Origin of the sequence: Halomonas sp. SCS19 (genome assembly GCF_040147015.1) — a bacterium.
GTDB classification, from domain to species: Bacteria; Pseudomonadota; Gammaproteobacteria; order Pseudomonadales; family Halomonadaceae; genus Halomonas; species Halomonas litopenaei.
Map to the genome: position 1 here is coordinate 3,442,083 of NZ_JAMSHN010000001.1, position 25,884 is coordinate 3,467,966.

The window sequence follows — 25,884 nt, forward strand, 5'->3', positions numbered from 1 at the left end:
GCAGCCACTGTCTGCATGCCAACAGCGACGCCACCTTCGGGTGGCGTCGCTGCGTTCAGGCAACTGCAAGGCGACGTCCTTGCCGCGCCGATGGCGGTTGTTCAGTGTTTCAGGCTGGCGAAGAGGTCGGGGCACTGGCGCTGAAGCTCCCTGTCGTCGAGCATGGCCTCGCGCTGGCGCTGGATGGCGTGGCCTCGGCGCTTGAGCACCGCATCGATGTCATCGCCGCTGGCGCAGCTCACCTTGAGCAGGTTGATCAGTGCGTCCAGCCGCTGGGGAGAACTCGCCAGGGCCGCCTCGATATCCGCCCGGGCCCTGTCGTACTGGCCCAGGCGGTAGTAGGCGTAGCCGCGGTAGGAGAGCGCGTCGTTGTTGTTCGGGTCGATCGCAAGCGCCCGGGTGTAGTCGGCCACCGCCCCCTCGAAGTCGCGCTCGATGCGTTTTTCACGTCCCGCGCTGACCTGCTGCTGGGCCGACTGCATGGGGGCCTGGCGGGTGATGATGGTCAGGTAGCGCGGGGCCACGTCGCTGCCGAGGGCCAGTGCGGCCTCGAAGTAGCTTCGAGCCTTGTCGAGCTCACCGGCGGAAAAGGCGTTGATGCCAGCGTTGTTGAGGGTCTTCAGGCGCACCTCACGCAAGCCGCCATGACCTTGACTCGCCCTGAGCGCCTGCTCGAACAGCGCTGAGGCGTCGGCGTGGCGGCCTTCCCGATACAGAATCCAGCCCTGGGCGTTCAAGCCTTCCATCCGGGCCAGCGGATCAGGACTTTCGAGCAGAGGACGTAGTTCGCGCAGGGCGGCCTGGTTGTCACCCTGCTGCAACAGCGCCTTGGCCCTGGACAGCGGGGCCTGCTGGGCAGCCACCGGCCACGCCACCCCGACGCTCAGCAGCACGATCAGCAGGGCGTTTCTCGTAGACGTGGGGTGGCGCCGTCGTTTTCCCTTCGCTGGCCCGGCCAGGGCTGTCGCCATCGCGCGCGACGCCAAGGCGCCCTGCCTGTTCTTCATTAGAAGCCTACCTGCGGAGAATCTCGCTCCGCTGCAGCGATGACGTCGGCCAGTTGGCTCTTCAAGGCGTCGCGCTCCTGCTCGATGGCGATCAGCCGGCCGTGCAGATCGTTGTTCAAGATGCGCAGCACATTGTCGTCCTGGACCTTCAGCACGACCGTGCCCCGGCCATCCAGCGGCATGTCCCGCTCCTGCAGACGGATGACCGGCAGCACGCCTTCCGGCGGGGCGATGGAAAGATTGACCTGGCTCGAGGGTTTCATCATCGCCATGGCCAGCCCACCGACGAAGAACAGCAGACTCAGCGCCATGAACAGCCTGGCGTTCTTGGAGATCTCCTGCAAATAGCGAATGCGCAACTCGGTGCCCTCTCGGGTCTCGCCAGAGCGCTCGTTTAGCAACAGGGTGTGGGTCTTGTTGAGCAGGTGGTAGCCGAGGATCAGCAGCACCACGGCGAAGCCTGGCAGACCGTACTCCAGTAGCGTGGGAAAGCTGTTCATCACGGGCACCCGGCGGTGGGACAGGGCTCAGGCCTACGTATGCCCTTGTCAGCATAGCGCAGGCGGCCGTCCTCGCCGCGCGAAATTGGCCTGGTACAGGTTTCTTGGCCGCTTCGCTCGCGCTGTATCGCCGTCCCGTGGCGCCATGATGCGGGTCAAGTAGGGGCGACGAGACTACTGCTAAGGTCGAATTGTGCTCTCGAGGGCAGGTGTTTTTTCGCCGATCGAGAAGCGTGCAGCACACCCGCCGCCTCCGATGCGGCGACCGCTGCTGCCACCGAACAGGCGGGTCGGCTGCCATCTCCGAGGGATGGCCGCCGCTCAGCATGCAGGACTAGCGTTGTCATTTACTCTGTTGAGGTGCAAGTCGATGAAAGAGCAATTCGCGCAAGCGTGGGAAGGGTTTGCCGGGGGCGAGTGGAAGAAGGACGTCGACGTACGAGACTTCTTGCTGGCCAACGTGACCCCCTACGAGGGTGACGAGCGTTTCCTGGTCAGCGAGCCGGCGGCCAGCACTCGCGAGCTATGGGACACTGTGATGGAAGGCGTCAAGAAGGAAAACGCCACCCATGCACCGCTGGACTTCGACACCTCGCTGGTCTCGACCATCACCGCTCATGACGCCGGCTATATCGATCAGCGTCTCGAGACCATCGTCGGACTGCAGACCGACGCGCCGCTGAAGCGGGCGATCATGCCCAACGGCGGCATCAAGATGGTGGAGGGCTCATGCCAGGCCTACGGTCGTGAACTCGATCCTCAGGTCAAGAAGGTCTTCACCGAATTTCGCAAGACCCACAATCAGGGGGTGTTCGATGTCTACACCCCGGACATCCTCAAGTGCCGCAAGTCAGGGGTGCTGACCGGACTGCCGGACGCCTACGGGCGTGGACGCATCATCGGTGATTACCGCCGGGTCGCCCTTTACGGCGTCGACTTCCTGATGCGTGACAAGCAGGCGCAGTTTGCCTCGCTGCAGCAGCGCTTCGAACAGGGCGAGGACCTGGAGGCGGTGATCCAGCTGCGCGAGGAAGTCGCCGAGCAGTATCGTGCACTCGGCCAGCTCAAGGAAATGGCCGCCAAGTACGGCTTCGACGTCTCGGTCCCGGCTGCCACCGCCCAGGAGGCCATCCAGTGGACCTACTTTGGCTACCTGGCGGCAGTGAAGTCGCAAAACGGCGCCGCCATGTCACTGGGACGTACTTCCAGCTTCCTCGATATCTACCTGGAGCGTGACCTGCGCCAGGGCGTGATCGACGAAGCCCGCGCCCAGGAGCTGGTCGATCACTTCATCATGAAGCTTCGCATGGTGCGCTTCCTGCGCACCCCTGAGTATGACGAGCTGTTCTCCGGCGACCCGATCTGGGCCACCGAATGCCTGGGCGGGATGGCACTGGACGGACGCACCCTGGTCACCCGTACCAGCTTCCGTTTCCTCAACAGCCTCTACACCATGGGCCCGAGCCCGGAGCCCAACCTCACGGTGCTGTGGTCCGAACAGCTGCCCGACGGCTTCAAGCGCTACTGCGCCAAGGTGTCCATCGACACCTCATCGATCCAGTACGAGAACGATGACCTGATGCGCGTGGACTTCGCCTCCGACGACTACGCCATCGCCTGCTGCGTGTCTCCCATGGTGATCGGCAAGCAGATGCAGTTCTTCGGTGCCCGGGCCAACCTGGCCAAGACGCTGCTTTACACGATCAACGGCGGCGTCGACGAGAAGCTGAAGATCCAGGTCGGCCCCAGGAGTGAGCCGATCGCCACCGAGGTGCTCGACTTCGACGAGGTGTGGGCGCGCATGGATGGCCTGATGGACTGGCTGGCACGCCAGTACGTGACCGCCCTCAATGCCATCCACTACATGCACGACAAGTACAGCTACGAGGCGGCGCTGATGGCGCTGCACGACCTCGACGTCAAGCGCACCATGGCCTGCGGCATCGCCGGGCTGTCGGTGGCGGCGGACTCGCTGTCGGCGATCAAGTACGCCAAGGTGCGCCCGGTGCGTGATCCTGACGGCGTGGCGGTGGACTTCGAGATCGAGGGTGACTACCCCTGCTTCGGCAACAACGATCCGCGCGTCGACGATATCGCCTGCGAGCTGGTCGAGACCTTCATGAACAAGATCCGCAAGCTCAATACCTACCGTGGCGCCGAGCCGACCCAGTCGGTGCTGACCATCACCTCCAACGTGGTCTACGGCAAGAAGACCGGCACCACGCCCGATGGTCGTCGCGCCGGTGAGCCCTTCGCACCGGGTGCCAACCCCATGCACGGGCGTGACACCAAGGGTGCGGTGGCCTCGTTGACGTCGGTGGGCAAGCTGCCCTACGCCCACGCCAAGGACGGGATCTCGTATACCTTCTCCATCGTGCCGAGGGCGCTGGGCAAGGACGAGGGCGCCCAGCGCAGCAACCTGTCTGGCCTGCTCGACGGTTACTTCCACCACAGCGAGCGTCAGGAAGGCGGACAGCACTTGAACGTCAACGTGCTCAACCGCGAGATGCTCGAGGACGCCGTGGTCAATCCGGACAAGTATCCTCAGTTGACCATTCGCGTGTCCGGCTACGCGGTGCGCTTCAACTCCTTGACCGCGGAACAGCAGCGCGACGTGATCTCCCGGACCTTCACCGAAACGCTCTGAGCCGACAGTCGTCTCGCCCGGGGCCGCGACAGCGGTCCCCTTCCGGGCTCCGGGTCTCTCCCGGAGCCCCTTTTCGTGAGGAGTCTCGATGATGATCACTGGCCGTCTCCATCACCTGGAGAGCTGTGGTGCCGTGGATGGCCCAGGCATTCGCTTTCTGGTGTTTCTACAGGGCTGCGTGATGCGCTGTCAGTACTGCCACAACCGCGACAGCTGGGATCGCCAGGGCGGACGTGAGGTGACGGTGGACGAGATACTCACCGAAGCCAGGACCTATCTGCCGTTTATGCGGGCGTCGGGGGGCGGCATCACCTGCACCGGCGGCGAGGCGCTGCTGCAACCGGCGTTTGTGCGTGACCTGTTTCAGGCGGCCAAGGCCGAGGGCATGCACACCTGCCTCGACACCAATGGCTACGTCTGCCACTACGATGAGGTCCTCGACGAGTTGCTTGCCGCCACCGACCTGGTGCTGCTGGATCTCAAGCATCTCGACGAGGGCGTGCACCGCGAGCTCACCGGTATCCCCCGACGCCGTCCCCTGGCCTTTGCCCGTCATCTGGCGGCGATCGGCAAGCCCACCTGGATTCGTCAGGTGATCGTGCCTGGCTTTACCGACAGCGAGGCATCCATGCACCTGCTGGGGGAGTTCGTCGAGACGATGGACAACGTCGAGCGTATCGAGCTGCTGCCCTATCACGCACTTGGCGAGTACAAGTGGCAGGAGCTGGGAGAGCACTATCCGCTGGCAGGAGTGGCGCCACCGAGTGGCGAGATCATGCAGCGCCTGGTGACGATCGCCTCGCGGTATCATCCGGAGGTCATCGCTGGCTGACGTGGTGTCGTCGCCCGCTCGAACAACACAGCGAGCCCCTCTCAACCTTTGGTGAGAGGGGCTCGCTGTCGTTTCAGAAGAGCTGTTGTTTCAGGAGATGAGCAAGCGTGGCAGCGCCTCTGGGCGTCAGTCGCTCAGTTCGCCCCTGCGGCTGGCGGCGGCGGTGAACAGCACATCGGTGGAAGAGTTCAGGGCGGTCTCGGTGGAGTCCTGGACCACGCTGATGACGAAGCCGATGGCGACCACCTGCATCGCCACGTCGGCGGAAATGCCGAACAGGCTGGCGGCCATGGGAATCAGCAGCAGCGAGCCACCGGCCACGCCGGAGACGCCGCAGGCGGCCAGGGCGGAGACCACGCACAGCAGCAGGGCGGTGACGAAGTCCACGCTGATGCCCAGGGTATGGGCGGTGGCAAGGGTCATGACGCTGATGGTGATGGCGGCACCGGACATGTTGATGGTGGCGCCGAGCGGAATCGAGATGGAGTAGGTGTCCTCGTCCAGCTTCAGACGCTTGCACAGCTCCAGGTTGACCGGGATGTTGGCTGCGCTTGAGCGGGTGAAGAAGGCGGTGATGGCGCTACCGCGCAGACAGCTGAAGACCAGCGGATAAGGGTTCTGGCGAGTGGCCAGGAAGACGATCAGCGGATTGGTCACCAGGGCGACGAACAGCATGCAGCCGACGATCACCGACAGCAGTTGGGCGTACTCCAGCAGCGCACCGATTCCGGCTTCGGCCAGGGTGCCGGCGACCAGTCCGAAGATACCCAGCGGCGCCAGACGAATGACCCAGCGCACCAGGGTCGATACCGCCTGGGACAGGTCCTCGATCATGCCCTTGGTAGCGGCACTGGCGCTGCGCAGCACCAGGCCGAGGCTGACGGCCCACACCAGAATGGCAATGAAGTTGGCGTTCATCAATGCGCTGACCGGGTTGGCCACGGCGCTCAACAGCAGGTTGCGCAGGATCTCTACCACGCCGCCTGGCGGATTGCCGCTGGCCTGAGCGGTATTCAGGGTCAGTTCGGTGGGGAGGGCGAAACTGGCCACCACCGCCACCAGCGCCGCCACCAGGGTGCCGATCAGATACAGCACCAGTACGCTGTGGATCTGGGTCGGCTGGCCGCGCTGATGGCCGGCGATGGCGGCCATCACCAGCACGAAGACCAGCACCGGGGCGACGGCCTTCAAGGCCGAAATGAACACCTGGCCGAGCAGCGATACCGAGGTGGCGAGCTCGGGGGACAGGGTGGCGACGGCGATACCGCAGAGGATACCGATCACGATCTGAGGGATCAGCCCCAGACGATTCAGCGCCTTGAAGGGGGCGCTCAAGGAGGTGGACATGGCTCTGGTCTCGAAGCGTGGAGTGTGCATCGACCGTCGCGTCAGGACGGATGGGCGTCGGCTTGTGGCCGGAAGGAGGGCGATTCTATCACCGTCGGCCACACCCAACGGTTCGACTTAAGCATGATATCAGCAGTAAGAATCTGGCATGGATCAGCAGTTGCATAGATGGTGTGGCTGCATTCCAGGTGTCCGCTGAAAATATTGACTGGGTCGGGGAGATGTTCGGCCCGGTGGCAGCAAGCCCCGCCTGATCGGCGGGGCTTGCGTGGGGAAGAGAGGCTTCCCGGGAGTGGCTTGGCGCAAGGCCTGGCGTGAGTCTCCTCGAGGCGTCTTTCTGTCGAGCAGACGCCGACAGGGCCTTTGTACCGGGATCACGCGATAAGGGGTTCTTTACCGGGGTTCTTGACCGGGGTTCTTTGCCAGGGCTTAGCGGGCGCCGGTCAGCGCCTGGGCCAGCTCGCGCGTCAATTCGAGCACGGCTTGGGTACCTTCGGCGGGAGTGTCGCCGCTGGCCTGGGCATCGATCAGCGCCGAACCTACCACCACGCCGTCGGCGAAGGCGCCGATCTCTCTGGCCTGGGCGGCGGTGCGAATACCGAAACCGACGGCGATGGGAATATCGCTGTGCTCGCGGATGCGGGCTACCTCCTGTTGCACGCGTTCGGCGCTTGGCGCAGCACCGCCGGTGACCCCGTTGCTCGAGACGTAGTAGAGAAAGCCCGAGGTATTGGTGAGCACCCCCGGCAGGCGTCGGGCATCGGTGGTGGGGGTCGCCAGACGAATGAAGTTGAGCCCGGCTTGATTGGCAGGCAGGCACAGCTCGTCGTCATGTTCCGGCGGCAGGTCGACCACGATGAGACCGTCGACGCCGGCAGCCTTGGCCTGATCGAGAAAGCGTGTCACGCCACGGGCGTAGATGGGGTTGTAGTAGCCCATCAGCACGACCGGTGTCTGTTGATCGGTCCGACGCAGTTGGCGGACCATCTCGAGGGTCTTGTCCATGGTCTGGCCGGCATCCAGCGCCCGGCGGGTCGCATGCTGGATGGCGGTGCCGTCGGCCATGGGGTCGGTGAACGGCATGCCGAGTTCGATCACATCGGCGCCGGCCTCGCCCAGGCCCTTGAGAGTCGCGAGGCTGGTGTCATAGTCGGGATCACCGGCGGCGATGTAGGTCACCAGGGCGGCGCGTCCCTGCTGGCGAGTCTCGGCGAAGCGACGTGCGAGGCGCCCCTCGGCAGTAGTGGTCGTGGTCATGGTCTCTCTCCTGGAATCCGGGGTGTCAGTCCTGCTGGTCGGGCTTTCCCAGGCCCAGTTCATCGGCAAGACATTCGGTGGCGGTGGCCATGTCCTTGTCGCCGCGGCCGCTCAGGTTGACCACCATCAGATGATCCGCCGGCAGTCGCGGGGCGCGCTTGATCACCTCGGCCAGGGCGTGGGAAGACTCCAGCGCCGGGATGATGCCTTCCTTGCGACACAGCAGGGTGAAGGCGTCCAGCGCCTCACGATCGGTGGCCGCCACGTACTCGGCGCGCTCGATGGCATGCAGCCAGGCGTGTTCGGGTCCGATGCCGGGGTAGTCGAGGCCGGCGGAGATGGAGTGGGCGTCGCTGATCTGGCCCTCGTCGTCCTGCAGCAGAAAGGTACGGTTGCCGTGTAGCACGCCGGAACGTCCACCCTTGAGGCTGGCCGCATGGCGTGGGGTGTCGAGGCCTTCGCCGGCCGCCTCGACGCCGACCAGCGCCACTTCAGGGTCGTCGAGGAAGGGGTGAAACAGGCCCATGGCGTTGGAGCCGCCGCCGATACAGGCGACCAGCGAGTCCGGCAGGCGTCCTTCCTTGGCGGTGATCTGGTCGCGCACCTCTCGCCCGATCACCGACTGGAAGTCGCGCACCAGCGCTGGGTAGGGGTGGGGGCCGGCCACGGTGCCGATGATATAGAAGGTGGAGTCGACGTTGGTGACCCAGTCTCTCAGCGCCTCGTTCATGGCGTCCTTGAGGGTTCCGTCGCCGGCGGTGACCGGAATCACCTTGGCGCCCAGCAGTTGCATGCGCTGGACGTTGGGCTGCTGGCGATGGATATCGGTGCTGCCCATGTAGATGACGCAGTCCATGCCGAAACGTGCGGCGACAGTGGCGGTGGCCACACCGTGCATGCCCGCGCCGGTCTCGGCGATGATGCGACGCTTGCCCATGCGACGGGCGAGCAGGATCTGGCCGAGGGCGTTGTTGATCTTGTGGGCGCCGGTGTGCATCAGGTCTTCGCGCTTGAGATAGATGCGCGCGCCGCCCAGATGCTCGGTCAGGCGCTCGGCGAAGTACAGCGGGCTCTGGCGACCGACGTAGTCGGCCGACAGCGAGGCCAGCTCGTCAGCGAAGGTCGGGTCCTGGCGTGCGGCGTCGTATTCCTGCTCGAGATCCAGAATCAGCGGCATCAGGGTCTCGGCCACGAAACGACCGCCGAAGTCACCGAAGAAACCACGAGGGTCGGGTCCGTGACGGAGGCTGGGAGTTGGGCGTTGCTGGTTCATGACGGGCTCCAAGGCTGACCAGGCGCGATCTGCGCCCCGAATGGCATGGACAGCAGCGTAGCGCTGCATGCGGCCGGAAAAAATCGAAATAACAGCCAGGATGTGTGAGAAAATCTCACCAGTTGAGGAGCTGCAAGACCACTCGGCCCTTCACTGTGGTCCCGAATGCGGCCGTAAGCCGTGCCCCGGAAGTCCGCCCTGACAGCACGCGGTGGCACCATCAGCTGACCTCTGGGCGCCGGGGCACACCAGGCCCAGCCCAGCCCAGCCCAGCCCAGACAATACAAGACACCCCATGCCAAGCCGGGAGAGACGTTCGCCATGACATCGCACAACCAGGACGTCCCGTTGCCCTCGCTCAGGGCGCTCAGGGCCTTCGAGGCGCTGGGGCGCCACGGTAGCGTGTCGCGGGCGGCGGCCTCGCTGCACCTGACCCATGGTGCGGTCAGTCGTCAGATCAAGCTGCTCGAGGACCAGTTGGGGGTTGCCCTGGTCGAGAAGGAAGGGCGGGGGTTGAGACTGACCGATGCCGGCCGTGAGCTGGCCGACGCCGCAGGATTCCATCTTGGCGCCCTGGCACGGGTCTGCGCCGAGGTCGCTCGCACCAGCGTCCAGTCGCCCTTCGTGCTGAGCTGCCCAGGCTCCTTCCTGGCGCGCTGGTTCATTCCTCGACTGGCCCGCTTGAAGCAGGCTCTGCCGCAGTTGGAGTTGCATCTGACCGCCGGTGAGGAAGGTGTCGCAACGCTATCCGGGGTCGATGGTGTGCTGCGCTTTCAGCGCTTGCCGGAAGGGGAGCCGCCGGGCGAGGTCACCCGTATCCTCGGGCAGGAGCGCATCGGTCCTGTGCTCAGTCGTGAGCTTGAGCTGCATCGGTCCGGCGGGGCTACAGCAAGCCCGCCCGACCCGCGGGTACTGCTCGGCCAAGCGCTGTTGCATACCCGTTCACGTCCCTCCGCCTGGGGCGACTGGAGTCGCCGCCAGGGGATCGCGCCGGAGCGGCTGACGATGGGCCAGGGCTTCGAGCACCTCAACTACCTGCTGGAGGCGACCCTGGTGGGGCTTGGGGTCGGCATTGCGCCGGACTACCTGGTGGAAGAGGACGTGCGCGCAGGGCGCCTGGTGGCGCCTTGGGGCTTTGTCGCCACCGACGCCTGCCTGGTGCTGGAACTGGCTGCCGGGCCTAGGGGGGCGCGCCATCCGCTGGCAAATGATCTGGCCGACTGGTTGGCGGCAGAGCTGGCCGAAGCGCCGGCGCTGGGCTGATACGAGGTGCTGGGCTGATACGAGGTGCGAGCCGGCAATGGCGCGGCTCGCCGCGCTGTGAACGGGTGCTCGGTCACGCTGCTGCGTGCTGATGGTAGAGCAGGATGTCCGAATGCAGTCGTTGTTAATGTTATGTTATAACGTAGTTTTTTATCAGACTGAACCGGCGGTGAAAGGATGAATGACGCACAGATCGAGGCCAGCCAGGCCGTCAACGACACAGTCAGCGATACGGTCAACGACACGGTCAGCGACACAGACGCCCGGGGGAGGGAGCCCATCGACGATCCACAAAGGCTGTCGGATGTGGCCGTGCAGCAGGTGAGCCAGGGCGTCGCCCTGGACTGGGTCGGCATGGAGGGCATCGCGCTGCCCGTCGAGCTGGCGGGACAGCGGATCGAAGCCAGGGTGAACGCAGGGGTCAGTCTTGACGCCCCGGAGGCCCGCGGGATTCATATGTCGAGGTTGTACCTGGCGCTTGACGACCTGACCGAAGAAGCGCTGACGTTGCCTCGACTGGACGCCTGCCTGGCGCGCTTTCTCGACAGGCACGAGGGTCTCTCCCGGTCTGCCAGTCTGTCTCTCGAGGGACGTTTGCTGTTGAAGCGTCCGGCGTTGGTCAGTGACCTGGCTGGTTGGAAGGCCTATCCCTTTCACCTTGAAGTCGAGCAACGAGGTGGCCAGCGGTCGGTAGTCCTGCGTCTGGAGGTGGGCTATTCCTCCACTTGCCCCTGTTCCGCGGCGCTGGCGCGTCAATTGATCCAGCAACAGTTCAACCGTGACTTTGCCGCAGAGCCTCATCCGGCCCGTGATGAGGTGCACCGCTGGCTGGGGCAGGAGTCGGGGATCGTGGCGACGCCTCACAGCCAGCGCAGCCAGGTGATCATGGCGCTCAGGCTGGGCCTCGAGGTCGAGGACGTCCCCATGGTCGAAGTCATCGACAGGGTGGAGCAGAGCCTGGGCACGGCGCTGCAGACCGCGGTCAAGCGTCCCGACGAACAGGCCTTTGCATTGGCCAACGGGCAGAACCTGATGTTCTGCGAGGACGCCGCACGTCGTGTGCATGGTTGCCTGATGACCATCCCGGGGATCGATGGCTTCGAACAGAAGGTGATCCATGCCGAGAGCCTGCACGCCCACGACGCCGTGGCCCGCAGCAGTTGGCGCTGGTAGCGTGGGCAAGTACCTGAAGCGGCCTTGCCCTTGTATGGCCGGCCGGCAGGCTAGCGAGGATGCGTGCTGTGATCTGGTAGCGTGGGCAAGTACCTGAAGCGCACTTGCCCTTGTATGGCCGGCTGGCAAGTTCGCGAGGATGCGTGCTGTGATCTGGTAGCGTGGGCAAGTACCTGAAGTGCACTTGTCCTTGTATAGCCGGCCGGCAGGCTAGTGAGGATGCGTGCTGTGATCTGGTAGCGTGCGCAAGGGCCCGAAGCGGTCTTATCCTGGTATGGCCGGCTGGCAAGCCAGTAAGGATATGTGCTTCGGCACGCGTAGGAGACCACTTGGTGGGAGGGCAGGTCGAAACAGGGGTTTGAGACGTGGTTTTATAGGACGGAACACACCGTTCAGGGCGTGGTCATGACAAGGCCATGAAACATCCATGACGTTGCGAAAACAGCAGGCCATTGTTGCCTGGTGGGTAGACGCGTCCGTGTCGACTGGTGTCTCCCGAGGGTCGTCTTTCACCATGGAAGGGTAGTAGAGAGGCGCTTCAGGTTTCTAAACGTGACGGTTTGTGTCTTTTGCTTTACTCTTTTCACATCATCGGTAGCTGATTCAGCATATAAGCGAAGATTGCTTCCACGCCCAAGCAGGAGGCCATAGGGGGAGATGTGAGATATTGCTGGCGACTCATGGTCCTGGGGCTGACACTGGCGTCGCCCCTGTCGATGGCGCTCGAACCGCCCTCGGGCACGCCTTTGTTGAAGGTGTCCGGTGACATCGGGGTCACCAATGTCGGTGATCAGGCCTGGTTCGACCGCGACATGCTCGAGGCGCTACCCCAGGGCACGATCACGACCCATCTCCCCTGGTTTGACGGTGCCTCTGTCTATCAGGGGCCTCTGCTCGAGGGGCTACTCGATGCGGTCCAGGCGCGCGGTACCGAGCTGCGTGTTTCCGCATTGAACGATTTTGTGGCGTCGGTTCCGGTGCAGGATGCCTCGACCTTCAACCTTGTGCTGGCGATGTGGCGCGATGGCGAGCGCCTGGAAGTGCGCAATCAAGGGCCCCTGTTTGTGATTTATCCCTTTGATCAGCACCCTGAAATCTACAACGCTGTCTACCTGACGCGGTCCGTCTGGCAGGTGGAGTCCATCGATGTCCACTGAGCCGCCGGTGGCCGAGGTCAGATTATGCTGAAACTGCCGTATCGCTCGAGGGTGGCGGCCACCGCAACGGTGCTGTTTTTTGTGGCGGCACTGGTGGCGGGAGGCCTGACCTTCGATCGGCAGCAGGAATTGCAGCATCGCATCCTCGATACCGTCACCTGGAACCTCTACCAGTTCGATCGCATGGTGCGCGAAATGCGCATTCAGGCCGCCGAGGTCAGCGCGGATGATATCGATAGCCTGGTCCTCGACTACGAGATTCTGCACGGACGAAGCGACTTGTTGCGTCAGGGGCAGACTCGGGACTTTCTGCGTCAGACCAGTGCCTCCCAGGAACTGTATCGGCGCGCGGAGCAATTGATCGACGATCTGGGGGGGCGAGTCGAGCCTCTGGAGCAGGGGGGGCGCCTGCTCGACGACGACAGGGATGCACTCAAGCAGACCCTGGGGCAGTTGCAGAACGTCAGTCGCGACATGCTGTTGCAACACAAGGCCAGTGTGGCCGAGTTGCGCACCCAAGATACCCAGTCGATGCTGCGTCTGTATGGTGTCGTACTGGCCTGCATCGTGCTTATCATGGTGACCGGTACCGTGCTGGTGCTGGCGCTGATGCGTGAGGGGCGTGCCCACACCCTCAAGGCGGAGTTGCTGCAGGCCCAGTCGCGAGCACTGAAGGAAGCGGTGGAGCGTGCCGAGAACGCCAGTCGCGCCAAGTCCGATTTCATGGCGATCATGAGTCATGAGATGCGCACACCGCTCAGTGGCGTCATGGGCATGACCGATCTGCTGCGCGACGAATCCCTGAGCGATCAGGGCAAGCGTCATATCGAAGGCCTGGAGGCCAGCGCGACGGGACTGCGCTCGGTGATCAACGATGTGCTCGACTATACGCGGCTGGAGACCGGCCGGATCGAGGTCGAGCGCGAACTGTTTGCGCTGCGCCATATGCTCGACCAGACCACCCTGGGCTATCGTTCGCAACGCCTGGGCGATGTGCAGTTTCTGATGCGCCTGGCCCCGGACCTGCCCGCTTGCGTGGAAGGAGATCAGCATCGACTGCGCCAGGTACTGCAGAACCTGTTGAACAACGCCTTCAAGTTCACCCGCCAGGGGTTCGTGATGTTGAGGGTTTCCTGTGCCCAGGATCAGCGCATTGCCTTCGTCGTCTACGACACCGGGTGCGGGATATCTCAGCAGGATGTCGAGCGCATCTTTGAGCCCTTCGAACAATCCGATCCGGTGATGGCCAGGCGTCATGACGGTGCCGGTCTTGGCCTGCCCATCGCACGTAGCCTGGTGCGCGCCATGGGGGGCGACCTCAAGGTGGACAGCCAGTTGGGCAGCGGTTCCAGATTCTGGTTCGAACTTCCCTTGCCGGCCAGCGATCAGAAAGAGGAGAAGGTCGAGGTGGCGTCTGCCCCGGCGCCGCTGGCGCCGCACCATGTGCTGGTGGTGGACGACAACCTTCTCAACAGGGAGCTGGTGGCCAGTATGCTGGCCCGCCTGGGCCAGTCCTGCGAAGTCGTGTCCAACGGCGAGCAAGCGCTGCAGGCGCTGTCACAGCGTGACTTCGATCTGGTGCTGATGGATCTGCAGATGCCGGTCATGGATGGTCTGGAGACGACCCGGCGCTGGCGCGAGCGGGAAGCGGCGATCCACCGTGGTGATGGCGACGACGACGCTCGGCTGCCGATCATCGCGGTGACGGCCAACGTTCTGCCGGAACATCGCCGGGCCAGCCGCGAGGCGGGGATGGATGACCTGATCGGCAAGCCTTTCACGCGTCAGGATCTAGGCCAGGTGCTTGGTCGCTTTCCCTCTCGGGTCTATCCCTCTCTCGACCCCGACGAAAACTTCTGGACGCCTCCGAGTACATCCGCCCACGAAGGGGCCTCCGCGCCCAGCCAGACGGCGACGGAAGAAAGAGTCGCCAGTGCCGACCTGCTGTCACGAACGACGCTTCAAGAGTTGCGCTCGATGGTCTCGGCGGATGCTCTGGAGCGCATGGTACGCGGCTACCTGGCCCGCTTTCCTGCTCGCATCGCGAGGCTCTACACGGCCCACGAAGAAAGGGACTTCGACATGCTGGTCGGTGAGGCCAGGGAGCTTCATCATGCGTCAACCACCCTGGGGTGCACGGCAGTGGTCGCGGTGGTGGAGGCAATCATCGAGCACGGTGAGATGGGCCGTCACGAGCCGCTGGTGCCGCTGATCAAGGAACTGGAGGACATCGGCACCCGCACCGGTCTTGCCTGGCGAACCACCGGAGTGCTCGACAGCTTTCGCTGAATCCTGAGCGTGAATGCCTTCCCTGGCCGTTGAACTGGCAGTAGCATGTCGCTGGTACGGCAAAAATTCGTCGAGAATGCCGATTTTCAATGGGAGAGGCGTAATGGGATGGCGAACCATCGCGTTGGTGATGCTATGGGGAATGGTCGGACAGGCTCTTGCGCTGGACGCCCCCGGTGGCAGGGTGATCCTCGAGGTGGGTGGGCGCATCTCCGTGACCAATGTGAGTGATGAAGCCCACTTCGACCGCGCCATGCTCGAGGCGCTGCCCCAGCATGTCGTGGTGACCGGCAATCCCTGGATCGATGGTCAGTCTCGCTTCGAGGGGCCGCTGCTCAGCGATGTACTGGCGGCGGTGGAGGCCGAGGGCGACGAACTCAGGGTGGCCGCCATCAAGGACTACGAGACGCTGATGCCGGTGAGCGACGCCCACGAACATGGTGTGATCCTCGCCATGCGCCGCGATGGAGAGCGCATGAGAATCCGCGACAAGGGCCCCTTGTTCGTGGTCTATCCTTTCGACGACCAGCCGGAACTCAAGACCAATATCTACTTCAGTCGATCTGTCTGGCAGGTCGCCCGCATCGACGTCAACTGAGTTCTCATGGCCCATCGTCTGCGCATCAGGATTCCTGCGATCGCCGCCGTCGTCTTCATTGTCGCCGTGATGGTGACAGGAGGGCTGATCTATGACCGCAACAAGGCGATCTACCACCGAGACGTCGACACCGTCACCTGGACCCTGTATCAGTACGATCGCTCGCTGCGCGATCTGCGGCTGGCCATCTGGGAGCGCGGCGATAGCCGGCTGGACGAGACCCTTTTGGATTTCGAACTGCTGTACGGGCGCTTCATGGTGCTGCTGGAGGGCCAGACGAGCAACTTCCTGGATCGCTACGCGACCGGTCGTGAGCTGATCGACGAGCTGGATCGTGGCATGCAACGGCTGGATCGACGCTTCATTGCGGTGGCCGATGGAGACGTTGCCTATGACGCTGCACTGCGACGCGAACTGATAGAGCGTCTCGGCGAAGCGCAGGAACTGAGTCGGCAATTGATGCTGCATCATGGTCGAATCGCCGCGGAAGAGCGCAGCGCGGACATGGGCGTGCTCGGGCGATTGTACATCGCGGTGCTGATCTCGATCCTGCTGTCGCTGATCGCCGGTGGCGTGCTGATTCGTGCGCTGGTGAAGGAGGCGCGTCAGCATCGTCACAAGACCCATTTGCTCGAATCCCAGTCCGAAACCCTGCGCGAGGCCTATCAGCGCATGGAAGTGGCCAATCGCGCGAAGTCCGACTTCATGGCCATCATGAGCCATGAAATCCGTACGCCACTCAACGGCGTGCTGGGCATGGCCGAGCTGCTGCACGACGAACCCTTGAGTGATCAGGGACGCCGCCAGATAGAAGGGCTGCGTGACAGCGCCGCTGGGCTGCGTTCGGTGATCAATGACGTGCTCGACTACACCCGTATCGAGGCAGGGCACCTGGCGGTCGAACGTCAACCCTTCCACCTGTCGAGAATGCTGGAGCAACTCGCGACCGGTTATCAGACCCAGAGCCGCAGCGGGGTGCAGTTCCTGATGCGTGCCGCTCCCGCCTTGCCCACCTGGGTCGATGGCGACGTGCATCGGCTGCGCCAGGTGCTGATGAATCTGCTCAACAACGCCTTCAAGTTCACCGAAAGTGGCTTTGTGATGCTCAGGGTCTCCGACAATGGGGACGGCCGGCTGACCTTCATGGTCTATGATACCGGCTGCGGTATCGCCCAGCAGGACCAGCAGCGCATCTTCGAGCCCTTTGCCCAGACCGATACCGCCCTGTCACGCCGTCATGAGGGTGCCGGCCTGGGGTTGGCGATCTGCTCGCAGCTGGTCGCGGCCATGGGCGGAGAGCTCAAGGTGGAAAGCCAGCCGGAGTCCGGCAGCCGATTCTGGTTCGATCTTCCCTTGCCGGTGGTGGCGGGGGTGGAAGAGGGTGCTGCCAGCACCGGGCAGCAGGAGCCGCTGGAAAGCCAGCACGTGCTGGTGGTCGAGGACAATGCCCTCAATCGTGAGCTGGTGGCCGCCATGCTGACCAGACTGGGACAGACCTGCGAACTGGTGGGCAATGGCGAGCAGGCGTTGGAGGCCCTGGGCCAACGACGGTTTGATCTGGTCTTGATGGACATGCAGATGCCGGTGATGGACGGGCTGGAGACCACGCGTCGCTGGCGCCAGCACGAAGAGGCTCTACGCGAACAGGGCCAGCGGGTCCAGCGTTTGCCGGTGATCGCGGTGACCGCCAACGTCATGCCCGAGCATCATCGCGCCTGTCTCGATGCGGGAATGGACGACGTCATCGGCAAGCCGTTCTCGCGCAAGGAGCTGTCTGCTGCGCTGCGCCGTTACAGCCGGGTGCACGCGGCACCGAGCTCCGCTGACGCGAGTCCATCAGGTGGCGACAATCCCGGCAGGGGTTGCGATGGCAGGGCGAGTGGTCCGGACCGCGGCCTGGATAGCGAGACCTTAGGCGGCACTGTCGAAGCGGCACCCGCCGTCGTTGCCCCGATGCTCGAGGATCGGCCCCGGATCGACGAGACGCTGCTTGCCGGAGACACGGTAGAGGAGCTGCGTCAGGTGATGTCGCCCCAGGGCCTGAGTCGCATGGTGGCCAACTATCTGCAGCGTTTCCCGGAGCGGCTCGAGCAGATGCGAGAGGCGCTGTCGGTCGGCGACCACCAGGCACTCGGTCAGATTGCTCATGACGTCAAGGGCGTCTCTGCTTCGCTGGGCTGCCAGGCCCTGGAGGCGCAGGCCGCCCGAGTGGAGCGCATGGCAAACGACGGCCAGCAGGCGGAACTCGAGACACAGCTCGAGATACTCGCCCGGCTGGGCCCGGCGACCGGCCAGGCTCTGCGATCGGCGGGGCTGTTGCAGACCTGAAAGCGGCCCTGGGCGGGACCCTTCGATGAGGTGACGTCCCGCCGCTGGCGGGGCCTAGACGTCGCCGGGAGCCACGCCGCTGGCCCAACGTTCGTCCGGATGCACCTCATTGGCCGGCATCACCGGATCGTAGCCCTCATGGCGCAGGGCCTCGATGACCTCTCGGGTATGTTCGCTGCCCAGCGTCTCCAGGGTGGCTTCGACCTCGGTGGCGCGCAGCGACAGGTCGGTGAAGGTACGCTGGTGGGTGATGCTGATGACGTTGGCACGCTGCTCGGCGAGCAGTTGGGTCAACTCTGACAGCGAGCCGGGGACGTCGGAGATGCCCACGCGAACGCGCACGATGCGACCAGAGCGCACCAGGCCGCGCTGGATCACCGACGACAACGCCTGCATGTCGATATTGCCGCCGCACAGGACCAGCCCCACCTTGCGACCGCGGAAGCGCTCCGGCTGGCTCAATACGGCAGCGAGTCCCGCCGCACCGGCGCCTTCCGCGACCGTCTTCTCGATCTCCAGGAACATCAGGATCGCCCGCTCGATGGTGGCCTCGTCGACCAGCAGGATGTCACTGACGTGCTCGCGCACCAGTTCTCGCGTGATCTTGCCGGGCTGCTTGACCGCGATCCCCTCGGCAATGGTAGCGAGGCTGCAGTGGATCTTTTCACCCGCCAGCGCCTGCTGCATGGCGGGAAAGCGGGCGGTCTGCACCCCGATGATCTCGATGTCGGGATTGAGTCCCTTAGCGGCCACGGCGTTTCCGCCGATCAGGCCGCCGCCGCCGATGGGGATGACCAGCGCATCCAGATCCGCCACGTCTTCGAGCATCTCCAGCGCGATGGTGCCCTGGCCGGCAATCACGCGCTCGTCGTCGTAGGGGTGGACGAACACATAGCCGTGCTCCTCGGCCAGGCGAGCCGCGTAGTCTCCGGCCTCGTCCACCCCATCACCGACCAGGTGCACTTCGGCGCCAAGGGCCCGGGTATTGCTGACCTTGAGATTGGGAGTGTGGCGCGGCATCACGATGACCGCCCGGATGCCGAGCCTTGAGGCGTGGTAGGCCACCGCCTGAGCGTGGTTGCCGGCCGACATGGCGATGACCCCCCGCTGGCGCTCGTCTTCGGACAGGGACAGCAGGTGGTTGAGGGCGCCGCGTTCCTTGAAGGCGGCGGTGAACTGGTGGTTCTCGAACTTGATGTACAACTCGCAGCCGGCCAGCCGCGACAGCGTGGCGGAATGCAGAAAGGGAGTACGGGCGATATGGCCGACGGTCGCATCGGCGGCACGTCGAATGTCTTCAAGGGTCACACTCATCCGGGATCTCCAGCGGGTAACAGACAGATGGCCGGAGGTCGTCCGGCACAAGGTGTCGCCGGCGGGGTCGCCGGCTCGATCCGAGAGCCAGGCGTGGCCGGCATTGCCGAGGGGAAGGGCGGCGCTCAGTCGGTGGTAGCCGGGTGAGTCGCCGCCTGGCGCATTCGACGGCGCAGGGCGGCCGCCAGGCCGAAGACGTGGTCGTCTTCGCCACCCATGGCGTGCAGGGCGTCTGCCAGGTGCAGCAGGTAGTCTCTGTTGGGGCCGCTGGGGCCATGGGCGTGGGCGATCTGCTCGGCAATGCTGTCATCGGAGGCATCACCGAGATAGGCCGGGTTGGCATCACCGGCGATGTAGACCAGCCCCTCGGCGGTCCTGGCGGTGGTCAGGCCGTCATCGTCGAGCGGGTCATCGACATCAGGCTGATCATTGTCGGCGAGATCGTTGTCCAGAAAATGCAGCGTGACACGCTCACGCAGATAGCCGTTCTTTTCACGCAGGTCCAGGGGGGCCAACACCTCCGGCCCGATCAGGTAGGCCATGCCCAGGCACCGCGAGCCCGGCTGGTGGATCAGCGTCGCGACGCGACCAGGAGCCTCAGGAGTGCCGCGATGATCGTGGGAGCCCTGCCAGAACCGGCGGGCGTAGCCTTCGATCAGCGCTGGACGACGTGCGCGATAGGCGAAGTCCGCCTTCCAGATCAGCGAGCCGTAGCCGAACAGCCAGATCGCCTCGCGAGAGCCGAAATGGTCCTGGCGTCGATTGGCTTCCCGGGTGTCCGCGCTGACAGGCGTTGGCCGGTTGGAAGGGGAGTCCTGCGGGTGCATCGAAGATCCTTGTCGAATGAAGTCAGACGGACTGGTGGTGCTCGAGTCGATACCGCCACGCCGTCACTGCGCCGGGCAACCGGTTTGTCAGTACAGGAGGCGCGGGTATGATGGTGAGCGCCACGCAAGAAGCCACGAGGGCCAGGTTCCTTGGACCGCCAATAGGCAAATTATCAGCTCCGAAGGCCAGGATGAAGCCCGAATGTCCTGGTCCCTCTTTCGGGTAACGGCCGGTGGCGGCGTCCTGGCACTCCGACAATGATTCATGCAAGACCGAGAAAAAGGAAATGAGGCCATGAGTTTTACCGTCTATCTGTCCGGTGAGATCCACACCGACTGGCGTGAAGAGATCAAGCAGGGAGCCAGAGACGCCGGGCTCGACGTGGTGTTCACCCAGGCGGTGACCGACCATGATGCCAGCGACGCCGCCGGAGACATGCTGGGCGTGCCGGAAAGTGGCTTCTGGCGGGATCACCAGTCTTCCAGGGTCAACGCCATCCGGACCCGGACCCTGATCGAGCAGAGCGATCTGGTGGTGGTGCGCTTCGGTGACAAGTACAAGCAGTGGAACGCGGCCTTCGACGCCGGCTACTGCTCGGCTCTCGGCAAGCCCTATGTGACGCTGCACGGCGAGGACATCGTACATCCGCTCAAGGAGGTCGATGCGGACGCCCAGGCCTGGGCCACGACCACCGACCAGGTGGTAGAGATCCTGCGCTACGTGCTGCGGGACTGATGCCGGCGCTGCCTCGAGCCTCGCACGATGGCATCCACTGGCGAGGGTGGGCACTGCCATTGCCCAAGCCCGTGGCTTCAGCGATAACGCTCGGGGCAGTAACGACATGGCCCGGAATCCTTAAGGAGGATCCCGGGCCATGTTTCAGGGGCCTTGGCCCCTGGCTGGACGTCCCGTCTGGTGACGGCAGAGGTCGACAGCGCTGTATCAGGCGTTCTGGTCGATGAACTGGGTCAGCTGGGACTTCGACTGGGCACCTACCAGGGATGCCACCTTGGCACCTGACTTGAACAGCATCACGGTGGGGACGCCACGCACGCCCTGCTCGGCGGCGATTTCCGGGGCATCATCGACGTTGATGCTGACGACCTTGAGGGCGCCGTCACGCTCCTCGGCGACTTCATCGACCACCGGTGCCATGACCTTGCAGGGGCCACACCAGGGAGCCCAGAACTTCAGCAATACCGGGGAGTCGGCCTGCAGAACTTCCTGCTCGAAGTTGGCATTGGTGACATCGACATTGTTAGCCATGTGTTTCTCCATCTACGTTGCGCTTCATCGAGCGGAATGTGGGACATGTCTGCCATGTCCGGTGGGACGATGGTAGCGGTCGGCCCATACGCTGGCAAATATTGGGTCGATAGTTTCTTAGTCAGCTTACGAATCGCTGCATCTCATCTCATTATGCTATAAAGTAATCACAAAGGTGGTTTTTTATGGCGCTTTGGCATGTTGTCATGTCCGAGGTCCAGTGCTTGAACCCGGGCAAGGACGCTGTCACGCCGCCAACGCGATGGCTCCAGTCTAGTCCGCTTCCGCGACCACCGTGCCAATCCGTCGACTTCGGACGAGGTAAGCCCCGGCCATGAAATTACAGCAGCTGCGCTATATCTGGGAGGTTTCCCGCCACAACCTGAATGTGTCGGCTACCGCTCAGAGTCTTTTTACCTCTCAGCCAGGCATATCCAAGCAGATTCGTCTGCTGGAAGACGAGCTTGGCGTAGAGATCTTCGCGCGCAGCGGCAAGCACCTGACTCGCGTGACACCCGCAGGGGAGGCGATCATCGAGCTGGCAGGCCAGGTGCTCAGGCTGACCGCCAACATCAAGGATGTGGCCCAGGAACACAGCGACGAGCGGCGGGGCAGCCTGTCCATCGCCACCACCCATACCCAGGCGCGCTACTGCCTGCCGCCGGTGATCCAGAACTTTACCCAGCGCTACCCGGACGTCGCTCTGCATATGCAGCAGGGGACGCCCAAGCAGATCGCCCAGATGGTCAGCGAGGGACAGGCCGACTTCGCCATCGCCACCGAGTCGCTGGAACTGTTCAACGACCTGGTGTTGCTGCCGTGTTATCGCTGGAACCGCTGCATCCTGGTGCCGCGGGATCACCCCCTGGCCGAGGTCGAGCGTCTGGGACTCGACGAACTGGCCAAGCACCCGCTGGTGACCTACGTGTTCGGTTTCACCGGACGCTCGCAGCTCGACGACGCCTTCCGTGCCCGTGGACTCTCTCCCAATGTGGTGTTGACCGCCGCCGACGCCGATGTGATCAAGACCTACGTGCGTCTGGGGCTGGGGGTCGGCATCGTGGCGCACATGGCGGTGGACGAAGTGCTCGATGAGGATCTGGTAGCGCTGGACGCCAGCCATCTGTTCGAGAGCTCCACGACCAAGATCGGTATCCGCCGCGGCACCTTCATGCGCGGCTACATGTATGACTTCCTACAGCAGTTTGCCGACCATCTGGACCGTGATCTGGTCGACGCTGCCCTGGCAGCGGGACCGCGCCATGAACACGCGCTGTTCGACAAGATCAGTCTGCCGGTGCGCTGACCGCGGCGAGGTGGCGCCAGGCGAGGTTCACTGACGTCGTCATGAACGGCGTCGTCATGAACCGAAAGGCCCCGGACTCAAGCGAGTCCGGGGCCTTTGCGATCTTGTGAGGCTGTGCAGCCAGATACCTCAGAACGTCAACTGGTGGCCGCCTGGGGCAGGTTGAGGGCATGCAGCCCGCATTCCTTGCCACCCTGGTCTTCCCACCACCAGCGACCCTCACGTTCATGCTGGCCCGGCAGAATGGGGCGGGTGCAGGGGGCGCAGCCGATACTGACGTAGCCCTTTTCGTGCAGGGCGTTGTAGGGCACATCGAAGGAGCGAATGTAGTTCCACACGTCTTCGCTGGTCCAGTGGGTCAGCGGGTTGATCTTGTAGAGGGGTTGATCGTCACTGCCGAAGGCGGTGTCGCGCTCGGCGATCTGCAGCTTCGAACGGGTGCCCGGGCTCTGGTCCCGACGCTGGCCGGTGACCCACACCGGCAGGCCTGCCAAGCGCTGGCGCAGCGGCGCGACCTTGCGGATGCCGCAGCACTCGTGGTGACCGTCCTGATAGAAGCTGAACAATCCCTTCTCGCTGGTCAGCGCCTGCACTGCCTGCTGATCGGGGAAGCGAATATCGAGCTCGATATCATAGTGATTGCGGACTCGTTCGAAGAACTCGTAGGTCTCGGCGTGCAGACGCCCGGTGTCCAGGCTAAACACCTTGACCTTGTCCTTGGGCGCGACCTTGAGCGCCAGGTCGACGAGCACCACGTCCTCGGCGCCGGAGAATGACACGGTCAGTTCGCCGAAGGCCTCGTAGGCGGCTTTCAGGATATTCTTGGGTGTCGCCTGGTCATTGGCCAGGACGAACGCATTGGGGTCAAAGGACGTCACGGCGACCTCCACTGGGGGTTTTGCCGATACCCTACCAAAACCCGCCGCCATCGCCCCAATATCGATTGGTTCGGTTCTTATATAGCGTTTATCGATTAGCGGTAAGGTTTCTTATTACTATTTGACAGGTGTGCCCAGGGCGGCCATCAGATGGCGAATCTTGTCCTGGGTCTCTTTATGGTAGGTCCGCCTGTTCCTGTCTAGCGCGAGTCAGTCGCAGTGCCCAGGGCGGCCATCAGATGGCGAATCTTGTCCTGGGTCTCTTTATGGTAGGTCGGCCTGTTCCTGTCTAGCGCGAGTTAGTCGCAGTGCCCAGGGCGGCCATTAGATGGCGAATCTTGTCCTGGGTTTCTGTGTACTCGGCCTGTTCCCGAGAATCCGCCACCAGGCCACCACCGCCCCAGATGTGCAGTCGGCCGGCATCGGCGACCAGGGTACGGATGGCGATGGACGTATCCATATGGCCACGCACATCGACGTAGCCGAGGCTACCGCAGTAGGCGCTGCGTCGATCCGGCTCCAGCTCGTCGATGATCTGCATGGCGCGAATCTTGGGGGCGCCGGTGATCGAGCCACCGGGGAAGGCCGCTTCCAGCAGCTTGAGCGGCGGCGTCTCGTCGGGTAGGCGTCCCTTCACCACGCTCACCAGATGGTGAACATTGGCGTAGCTTTCCAGTCCGCACAGCTGGGGGACCTTCACCGTGCCGGGCTGACACACGCGACCCAGATCATTGCGCAGAAGGTCCACGATCATCACGTTCTCGGCGCGATCCTTGATGCTCGAGGACAGCTCCTGTGCCAGGGCTGCATCCTCCTGCTCATTGGTTCCCCGCGGCCGCGTGCCCTTGATCGGACGCGTCTCCACCTCGCCCTGGCGGCTTTCAACGAAGCGTTCGGGCGACAGCGACAGCAGCGCCTGTTCGCGCCCTGCGTACTGCCAGGCCATGAAGCCGGCGAAGGGGGTCGGCGTCGCGTCACGCAGGCGGAGATAGGCCTGCCACAGGTCTCCCCGGTAATCCGCCGAATACCGTTGAGCCAGATTGATCTGGTAGCAGTCTCCGGCACGGATATAGTCCTGCACCCTGGCAAAGCGATCGCGGTAGCCCGCTTCGCTCAGGTTGGAGGTGAAGGCGGAGCTCAGCGAAAAGTCGCCGGCAGGTGTCGCTGTCGCCAGCCAGGCCTGTACCTGCTCGCGCCGTTCGGGGGAGGCGACGAGAAGGCAGCGGCGCTCCTGGTGGTCCTGAATCAGCGCCCAGTCATACAGGCCGAGCCGGGCCTGAGGCAGGGCGGTGGCGGTCTGTGAAGGCCCTTCGATTCCCGCCAGTTGCCGGCCCAGGTCGTAGCTCCAGTAGCCGATCAGTCCGCCGACGAAGGGAAGATCAAGCTCCTGGCGTGGACGGGGCAGGCGTTCGAGCAGGCGCTGCTGGGCGTCGAAGGCGGAACCCTCGAGGGCCCTGCCGCTCGAGTCTCTGGGCAGACCATGCTGATCGACTTCCAGCCATTCGATGGGGTCGCTCGAGAGGATATCGAATCGTCCGCCGGGGGCCTGGGGCCGGCCGCTGTCCAACAGCACCGCCCCGGGCCTCGAGCGCAGAGCCTCGAAATAGCGCAGGGGGGTCGCGTGGTAGGGCAGGGAGGTGGTCTGGAGCTCGGCGTTCATTCGGGGCCTCGGGCGTTGCAGGCGGCATATTCTACGGGCAACGACAGGGCTTGTCGTTGTGGAAGGATGGCGCGAGTCAACGCTGCATTGTCGACAGGACAAGGAAGATGGATGGCATTGTCTACAACCAATGGTTAAGGTTATGAGCCTGATCAGGCCATTGACCCGCGCCTTGGCGTATCTTACATTTCCGTTATCCCAACATTGTCGACAATGATCCCATGACCAGCGCCGAATACGAGACCCCCGCCACCCCCGAAGTCAGAACCCTCGCCGAGCGGGTCTTTCATCAATTGCAGGACGCCATCGTCCGGGGAGAACTGGCGCCGGGCAGCAAGATCACCGAGCCGGGACTGTCCAAGGCCTACGGTATTTCTCGTGGGCCGCTGCGCGAGGCCATGCGACGACTCGAGGCTCACCGGCTGATCGAACGGGTACCCCATGTGGGTGCCAGGGTGGTCAAGCTGTCGATGAAGGAGCTGATGGAGCTGTTCGACGTGCGCGAGGCGCTGGAAAGCATGGCCGCCAGGATCGCCGCCGAGCATATGACCGCCAGCGAGATCGCCGGCCTCCGAGAAGTGCTGGCGGTGCACGAGAAGCAGGCTGATCTGGCCAGCGGTGAGGCCTACTATCAGCGCGAGGGCGACCTGGATTTCCACTATCGTATCGTGGTGGGCAGCCACAATCGCATGCTGATGGCCCTCTTGTGCGACGACCTCTATTACCTGGTCCGGATGTATCGCACCCAGTTCAGCGCCAGCGGTGCACGTCCGCAGAAGGCCTTCGTCGAGCACCACCGTATCGTCGACGCCATCGAGGCGGGTGACGCCGAGCTGGCTGAGCTGCTGATGCGTCGCCACGTCAGCGCCTCCCGCGAGAACGTGATGGCGCGCTACGCCGCCTCGCTGGAGGGGCGCGACGAACCCCAGGTGGTCGCCGGCAACGGCCTGGTGACCTGATC

21 protein-coding genes are annotated in these 25,884 nt (G+C 63.9%); 11 read left to right on the forward strand and 10 right to left on the reverse strand.

Annotated elements, in window-relative coordinates; translation table 11 throughout:
• Nucleotides 1–101 precede the first annotated feature (101 nt).
• Nucleotides 102–1,007: a tetratricopeptide repeat protein gene (locus tag NFH97_RS14915; RefSeq protein ID WP_349625064.1), complete on the reverse strand. Its 906-nt coding sequence runs from the start codon at nucleotides 1,005–1,007 to the stop codon at nucleotides 102–104.
• Nucleotides 1,007–1,507 carry a hypothetical protein gene (locus NFH97_RS14920; protein ID WP_045993789.1) on the reverse strand — a complete coding sequence of 167 codons (501 nt, stop codon included), beginning with the start codon at nucleotides 1,505–1,507 and terminating at the stop codon, nucleotides 1,007–1,009. Before NFH97_RS14920 ends, NFH97_RS14915 begins: the two co-directional genes overlap by 1 nt.
• Before the next feature lie 370 nt (nucleotides 1,508–1,877).
• Here NFH97_RS14920 and pflB point away from each other — a divergent pair, with 370 nt between their 5' ends.
• Both pflB and pflA read left to right on the forward strand, forming a co-directional pair.
• On the forward strand, nucleotides 1,878–4,154 hold the full coding sequence (gene pflB / locus NFH97_RS14925) for a formate C-acetyltransferase (RefSeq protein ID WP_349625065.1): 2,277 nt from the start codon (nucleotides 1,878–1,880) through the stop codon (nucleotides 4,152–4,154).
• An 88-nt stretch (nucleotides 4,155–4,242) separates the two neighbouring features.
• Nucleotides 4,243–4,986, forward strand: coding sequence for a pyruvate formate lyase 1-activating protein (gene pflA / locus NFH97_RS14930; RefSeq protein ID WP_349625066.1), 744 nt, complete (start codon nucleotides 4,243–4,245; stop codon nucleotides 4,984–4,986).
• A gap of 126 nt (nucleotides 4,987–5,112) precedes the next feature.
• Here pflA and sstT read toward each other — a convergent pair whose 3' ends face one another.
• From sstT to trpB, 3 genes are all read right to left on the reverse strand, one after another.
• Nucleotides 5,113–6,333, reverse strand: coding sequence for a serine/threonine transporter SstT (gene sstT, locus NFH97_RS14935; RefSeq protein ID WP_222515833.1), 1,221 nt, complete (start codon nucleotides 6,331–6,333; stop codon nucleotides 5,113–5,115).
• 429 nt (nucleotides 6,334–6,762) lie between these two features.
• Nucleotides 6,763–7,590 carry a tryptophan synthase subunit alpha gene (gene trpA / locus NFH97_RS14940; RefSeq protein ID WP_045993785.1) on the reverse strand — a complete coding sequence of 276 codons (828 nt, stop codon included), beginning with the start codon at nucleotides 7,588–7,590 and terminating at the stop codon, nucleotides 6,763–6,765.
• A 25-nt stretch (nucleotides 7,591–7,615) separates the two neighbouring features.
• Nucleotides 7,616–8,863, reverse strand: a complete 1,248-nt coding sequence (gene trpB, locus NFH97_RS14945; protein ID WP_108133831.1) for a tryptophan synthase subunit beta — start codon at nucleotides 8,861–8,863, stop codon at nucleotides 7,616–7,618.
• A 321-nt stretch (nucleotides 8,864–9,184) separates the two neighbouring features.
• Here trpB and NFH97_RS14950 point away from each other — a divergent pair, with 321 nt between their 5' ends.
• The 6 genes from NFH97_RS14950 (at nucleotide 9,185) to NFH97_RS14975 (ending at nucleotide 17,671) form a co-directional block, all read left to right on the forward strand.
• Nucleotides 9,185–10,126, forward strand: coding sequence for a LysR family transcriptional regulator (locus NFH97_RS14950; RefSeq protein ID WP_045993783.1), 942 nt, complete (start codon nucleotides 9,185–9,187; stop codon nucleotides 10,124–10,126).
• A 177-nt stretch (nucleotides 10,127–10,303) separates the two neighbouring features.
• Nucleotides 10,304–11,299, forward strand: a complete 996-nt coding sequence (gene folE2 / locus NFH97_RS14955; protein WP_349625067.1) for a GTP cyclohydrolase FolE2 — start codon at nucleotides 10,304–10,306, stop codon at nucleotides 11,297–11,299.
• Nucleotides 11,300–11,979: 680 nt separating this feature from the next.
• Nucleotides 11,980–12,456 carry a putative pterin-binding protein gene (locus NFH97_RS14960; protein WP_108133828.1) on the forward strand — a complete coding sequence of 159 codons (477 nt, stop codon included), beginning with the start codon at nucleotides 11,980–11,982 and terminating at the stop codon, nucleotides 12,454–12,456.
• Nucleotides 12,457–12,480: 24 nt separating this feature from the next.
• On the forward strand, nucleotides 12,481–14,745 hold the full coding sequence (locus NFH97_RS14965; RefSeq protein WP_349625068.1) for an ATP-binding protein: 2,265 nt from the start codon (nucleotides 12,481–12,483) through the stop codon (nucleotides 14,743–14,745).
• A gap of 103 nt (nucleotides 14,746–14,848) precedes the next feature.
• Complete coding sequence (locus NFH97_RS14970) at nucleotides 14,849–15,343, forward strand: putative pterin-binding protein (protein WP_108133826.1); 495 nt, start codon at nucleotides 14,849–14,851, stop codon at nucleotides 15,341–15,343.
• 6 nt (nucleotides 15,344–15,349) lie between these two features.
• A complete protein-coding gene (locus NFH97_RS14975) occupies nucleotides 15,350–17,671 on the forward strand; it encodes an ATP-binding protein (protein WP_349625069.1) in 2,322 nt (773 codons plus the stop codon).
• 54 nt (nucleotides 17,672–17,725) lie between these two features.
• Here NFH97_RS14975 and NFH97_RS14980 read toward each other — a convergent pair whose 3' ends face one another.
• Nucleotides 17,726–18,985: a threonine ammonia-lyase gene (locus tag NFH97_RS14980; RefSeq protein ID WP_124803013.1), complete on the reverse strand. Its 1,260-nt coding sequence runs from the start codon at nucleotides 18,983–18,985 to the stop codon at nucleotides 17,726–17,728.
• Between the two features lie 125 nt (nucleotides 18,986–19,110).
• The gene (locus NFH97_RS14985) at nucleotides 19,111–19,812 is read right to left on the reverse strand and encodes a gamma-glutamylcyclotransferase (RefSeq protein WP_045993778.1); all 702 of its coding nucleotides are present in this window, start codon (nucleotides 19,810–19,812) and stop codon (nucleotides 19,111–19,113) included.
• 295 nt (nucleotides 19,813–20,107) lie between these two features.
• On the opposite strand from NFH97_RS14985, the gene NFH97_RS14990 reads away from it, so the two are divergent.
• Complete coding sequence (locus NFH97_RS14990; protein WP_045993777.1) at nucleotides 20,108–20,548, forward strand: YtoQ family protein; 441 nt, start codon at nucleotides 20,108–20,110, stop codon at nucleotides 20,546–20,548.
• 207 nt (nucleotides 20,549–20,755) lie between these two features.
• Here NFH97_RS14990 and trxA read toward each other — a convergent pair whose 3' ends face one another.
• Nucleotides 20,756–21,079, reverse strand: a complete 324-nt coding sequence (gene trxA / locus NFH97_RS14995) for a thioredoxin (RefSeq protein ID WP_045993776.1) — start codon at nucleotides 21,077–21,079, stop codon at nucleotides 20,756–20,758.
• 334 nt (nucleotides 21,080–21,413) lie between these two features.
• Here trxA and cysB point away from each other — a divergent pair, with 334 nt between their 5' ends.
• Entirely contained in the window at nucleotides 21,414–22,385 is a 972-nt protein-coding gene (gene cysB, locus NFH97_RS15000; protein ID WP_124803011.1) for an HTH-type transcriptional regulator CysB, read from the forward strand.
• Nucleotides 22,386–22,522: 137 nt separating this feature from the next.
• On the opposite strand, the gene NFH97_RS15005 is transcribed toward cysB, so the two are convergent.
• Nucleotides 22,523–23,263, reverse strand: coding sequence for a phosphoadenylyl-sulfate reductase (locus NFH97_RS15005; RefSeq protein WP_231498732.1), 741 nt, complete (start codon nucleotides 23,261–23,263; stop codon nucleotides 22,523–22,525).
• A 289-nt stretch (nucleotides 23,264–23,552) separates the two neighbouring features.
• On the reverse strand, nucleotides 23,553–24,923 hold the full coding sequence (gene pabB / locus NFH97_RS15010) for an aminodeoxychorismate synthase component I (RefSeq protein WP_349625070.1): 1,371 nt from the start codon (nucleotides 24,921–24,923) through the stop codon (nucleotides 23,553–23,555).
• 221 nt (nucleotides 24,924–25,144) lie between these two features.
• On the opposite strand from pabB, the gene NFH97_RS15015 reads away from it, so the two are divergent.
• The gene (locus NFH97_RS15015) at nucleotides 25,145–25,882 is read left to right on the forward strand and encodes a GntR family transcriptional regulator (RefSeq protein ID WP_045993772.1); all 738 of its coding nucleotides are present in this window, start codon (nucleotides 25,145–25,147) and stop codon (nucleotides 25,880–25,882) included.
• Nucleotides 25,883–25,884 lie beyond the last annotated feature (2 nt).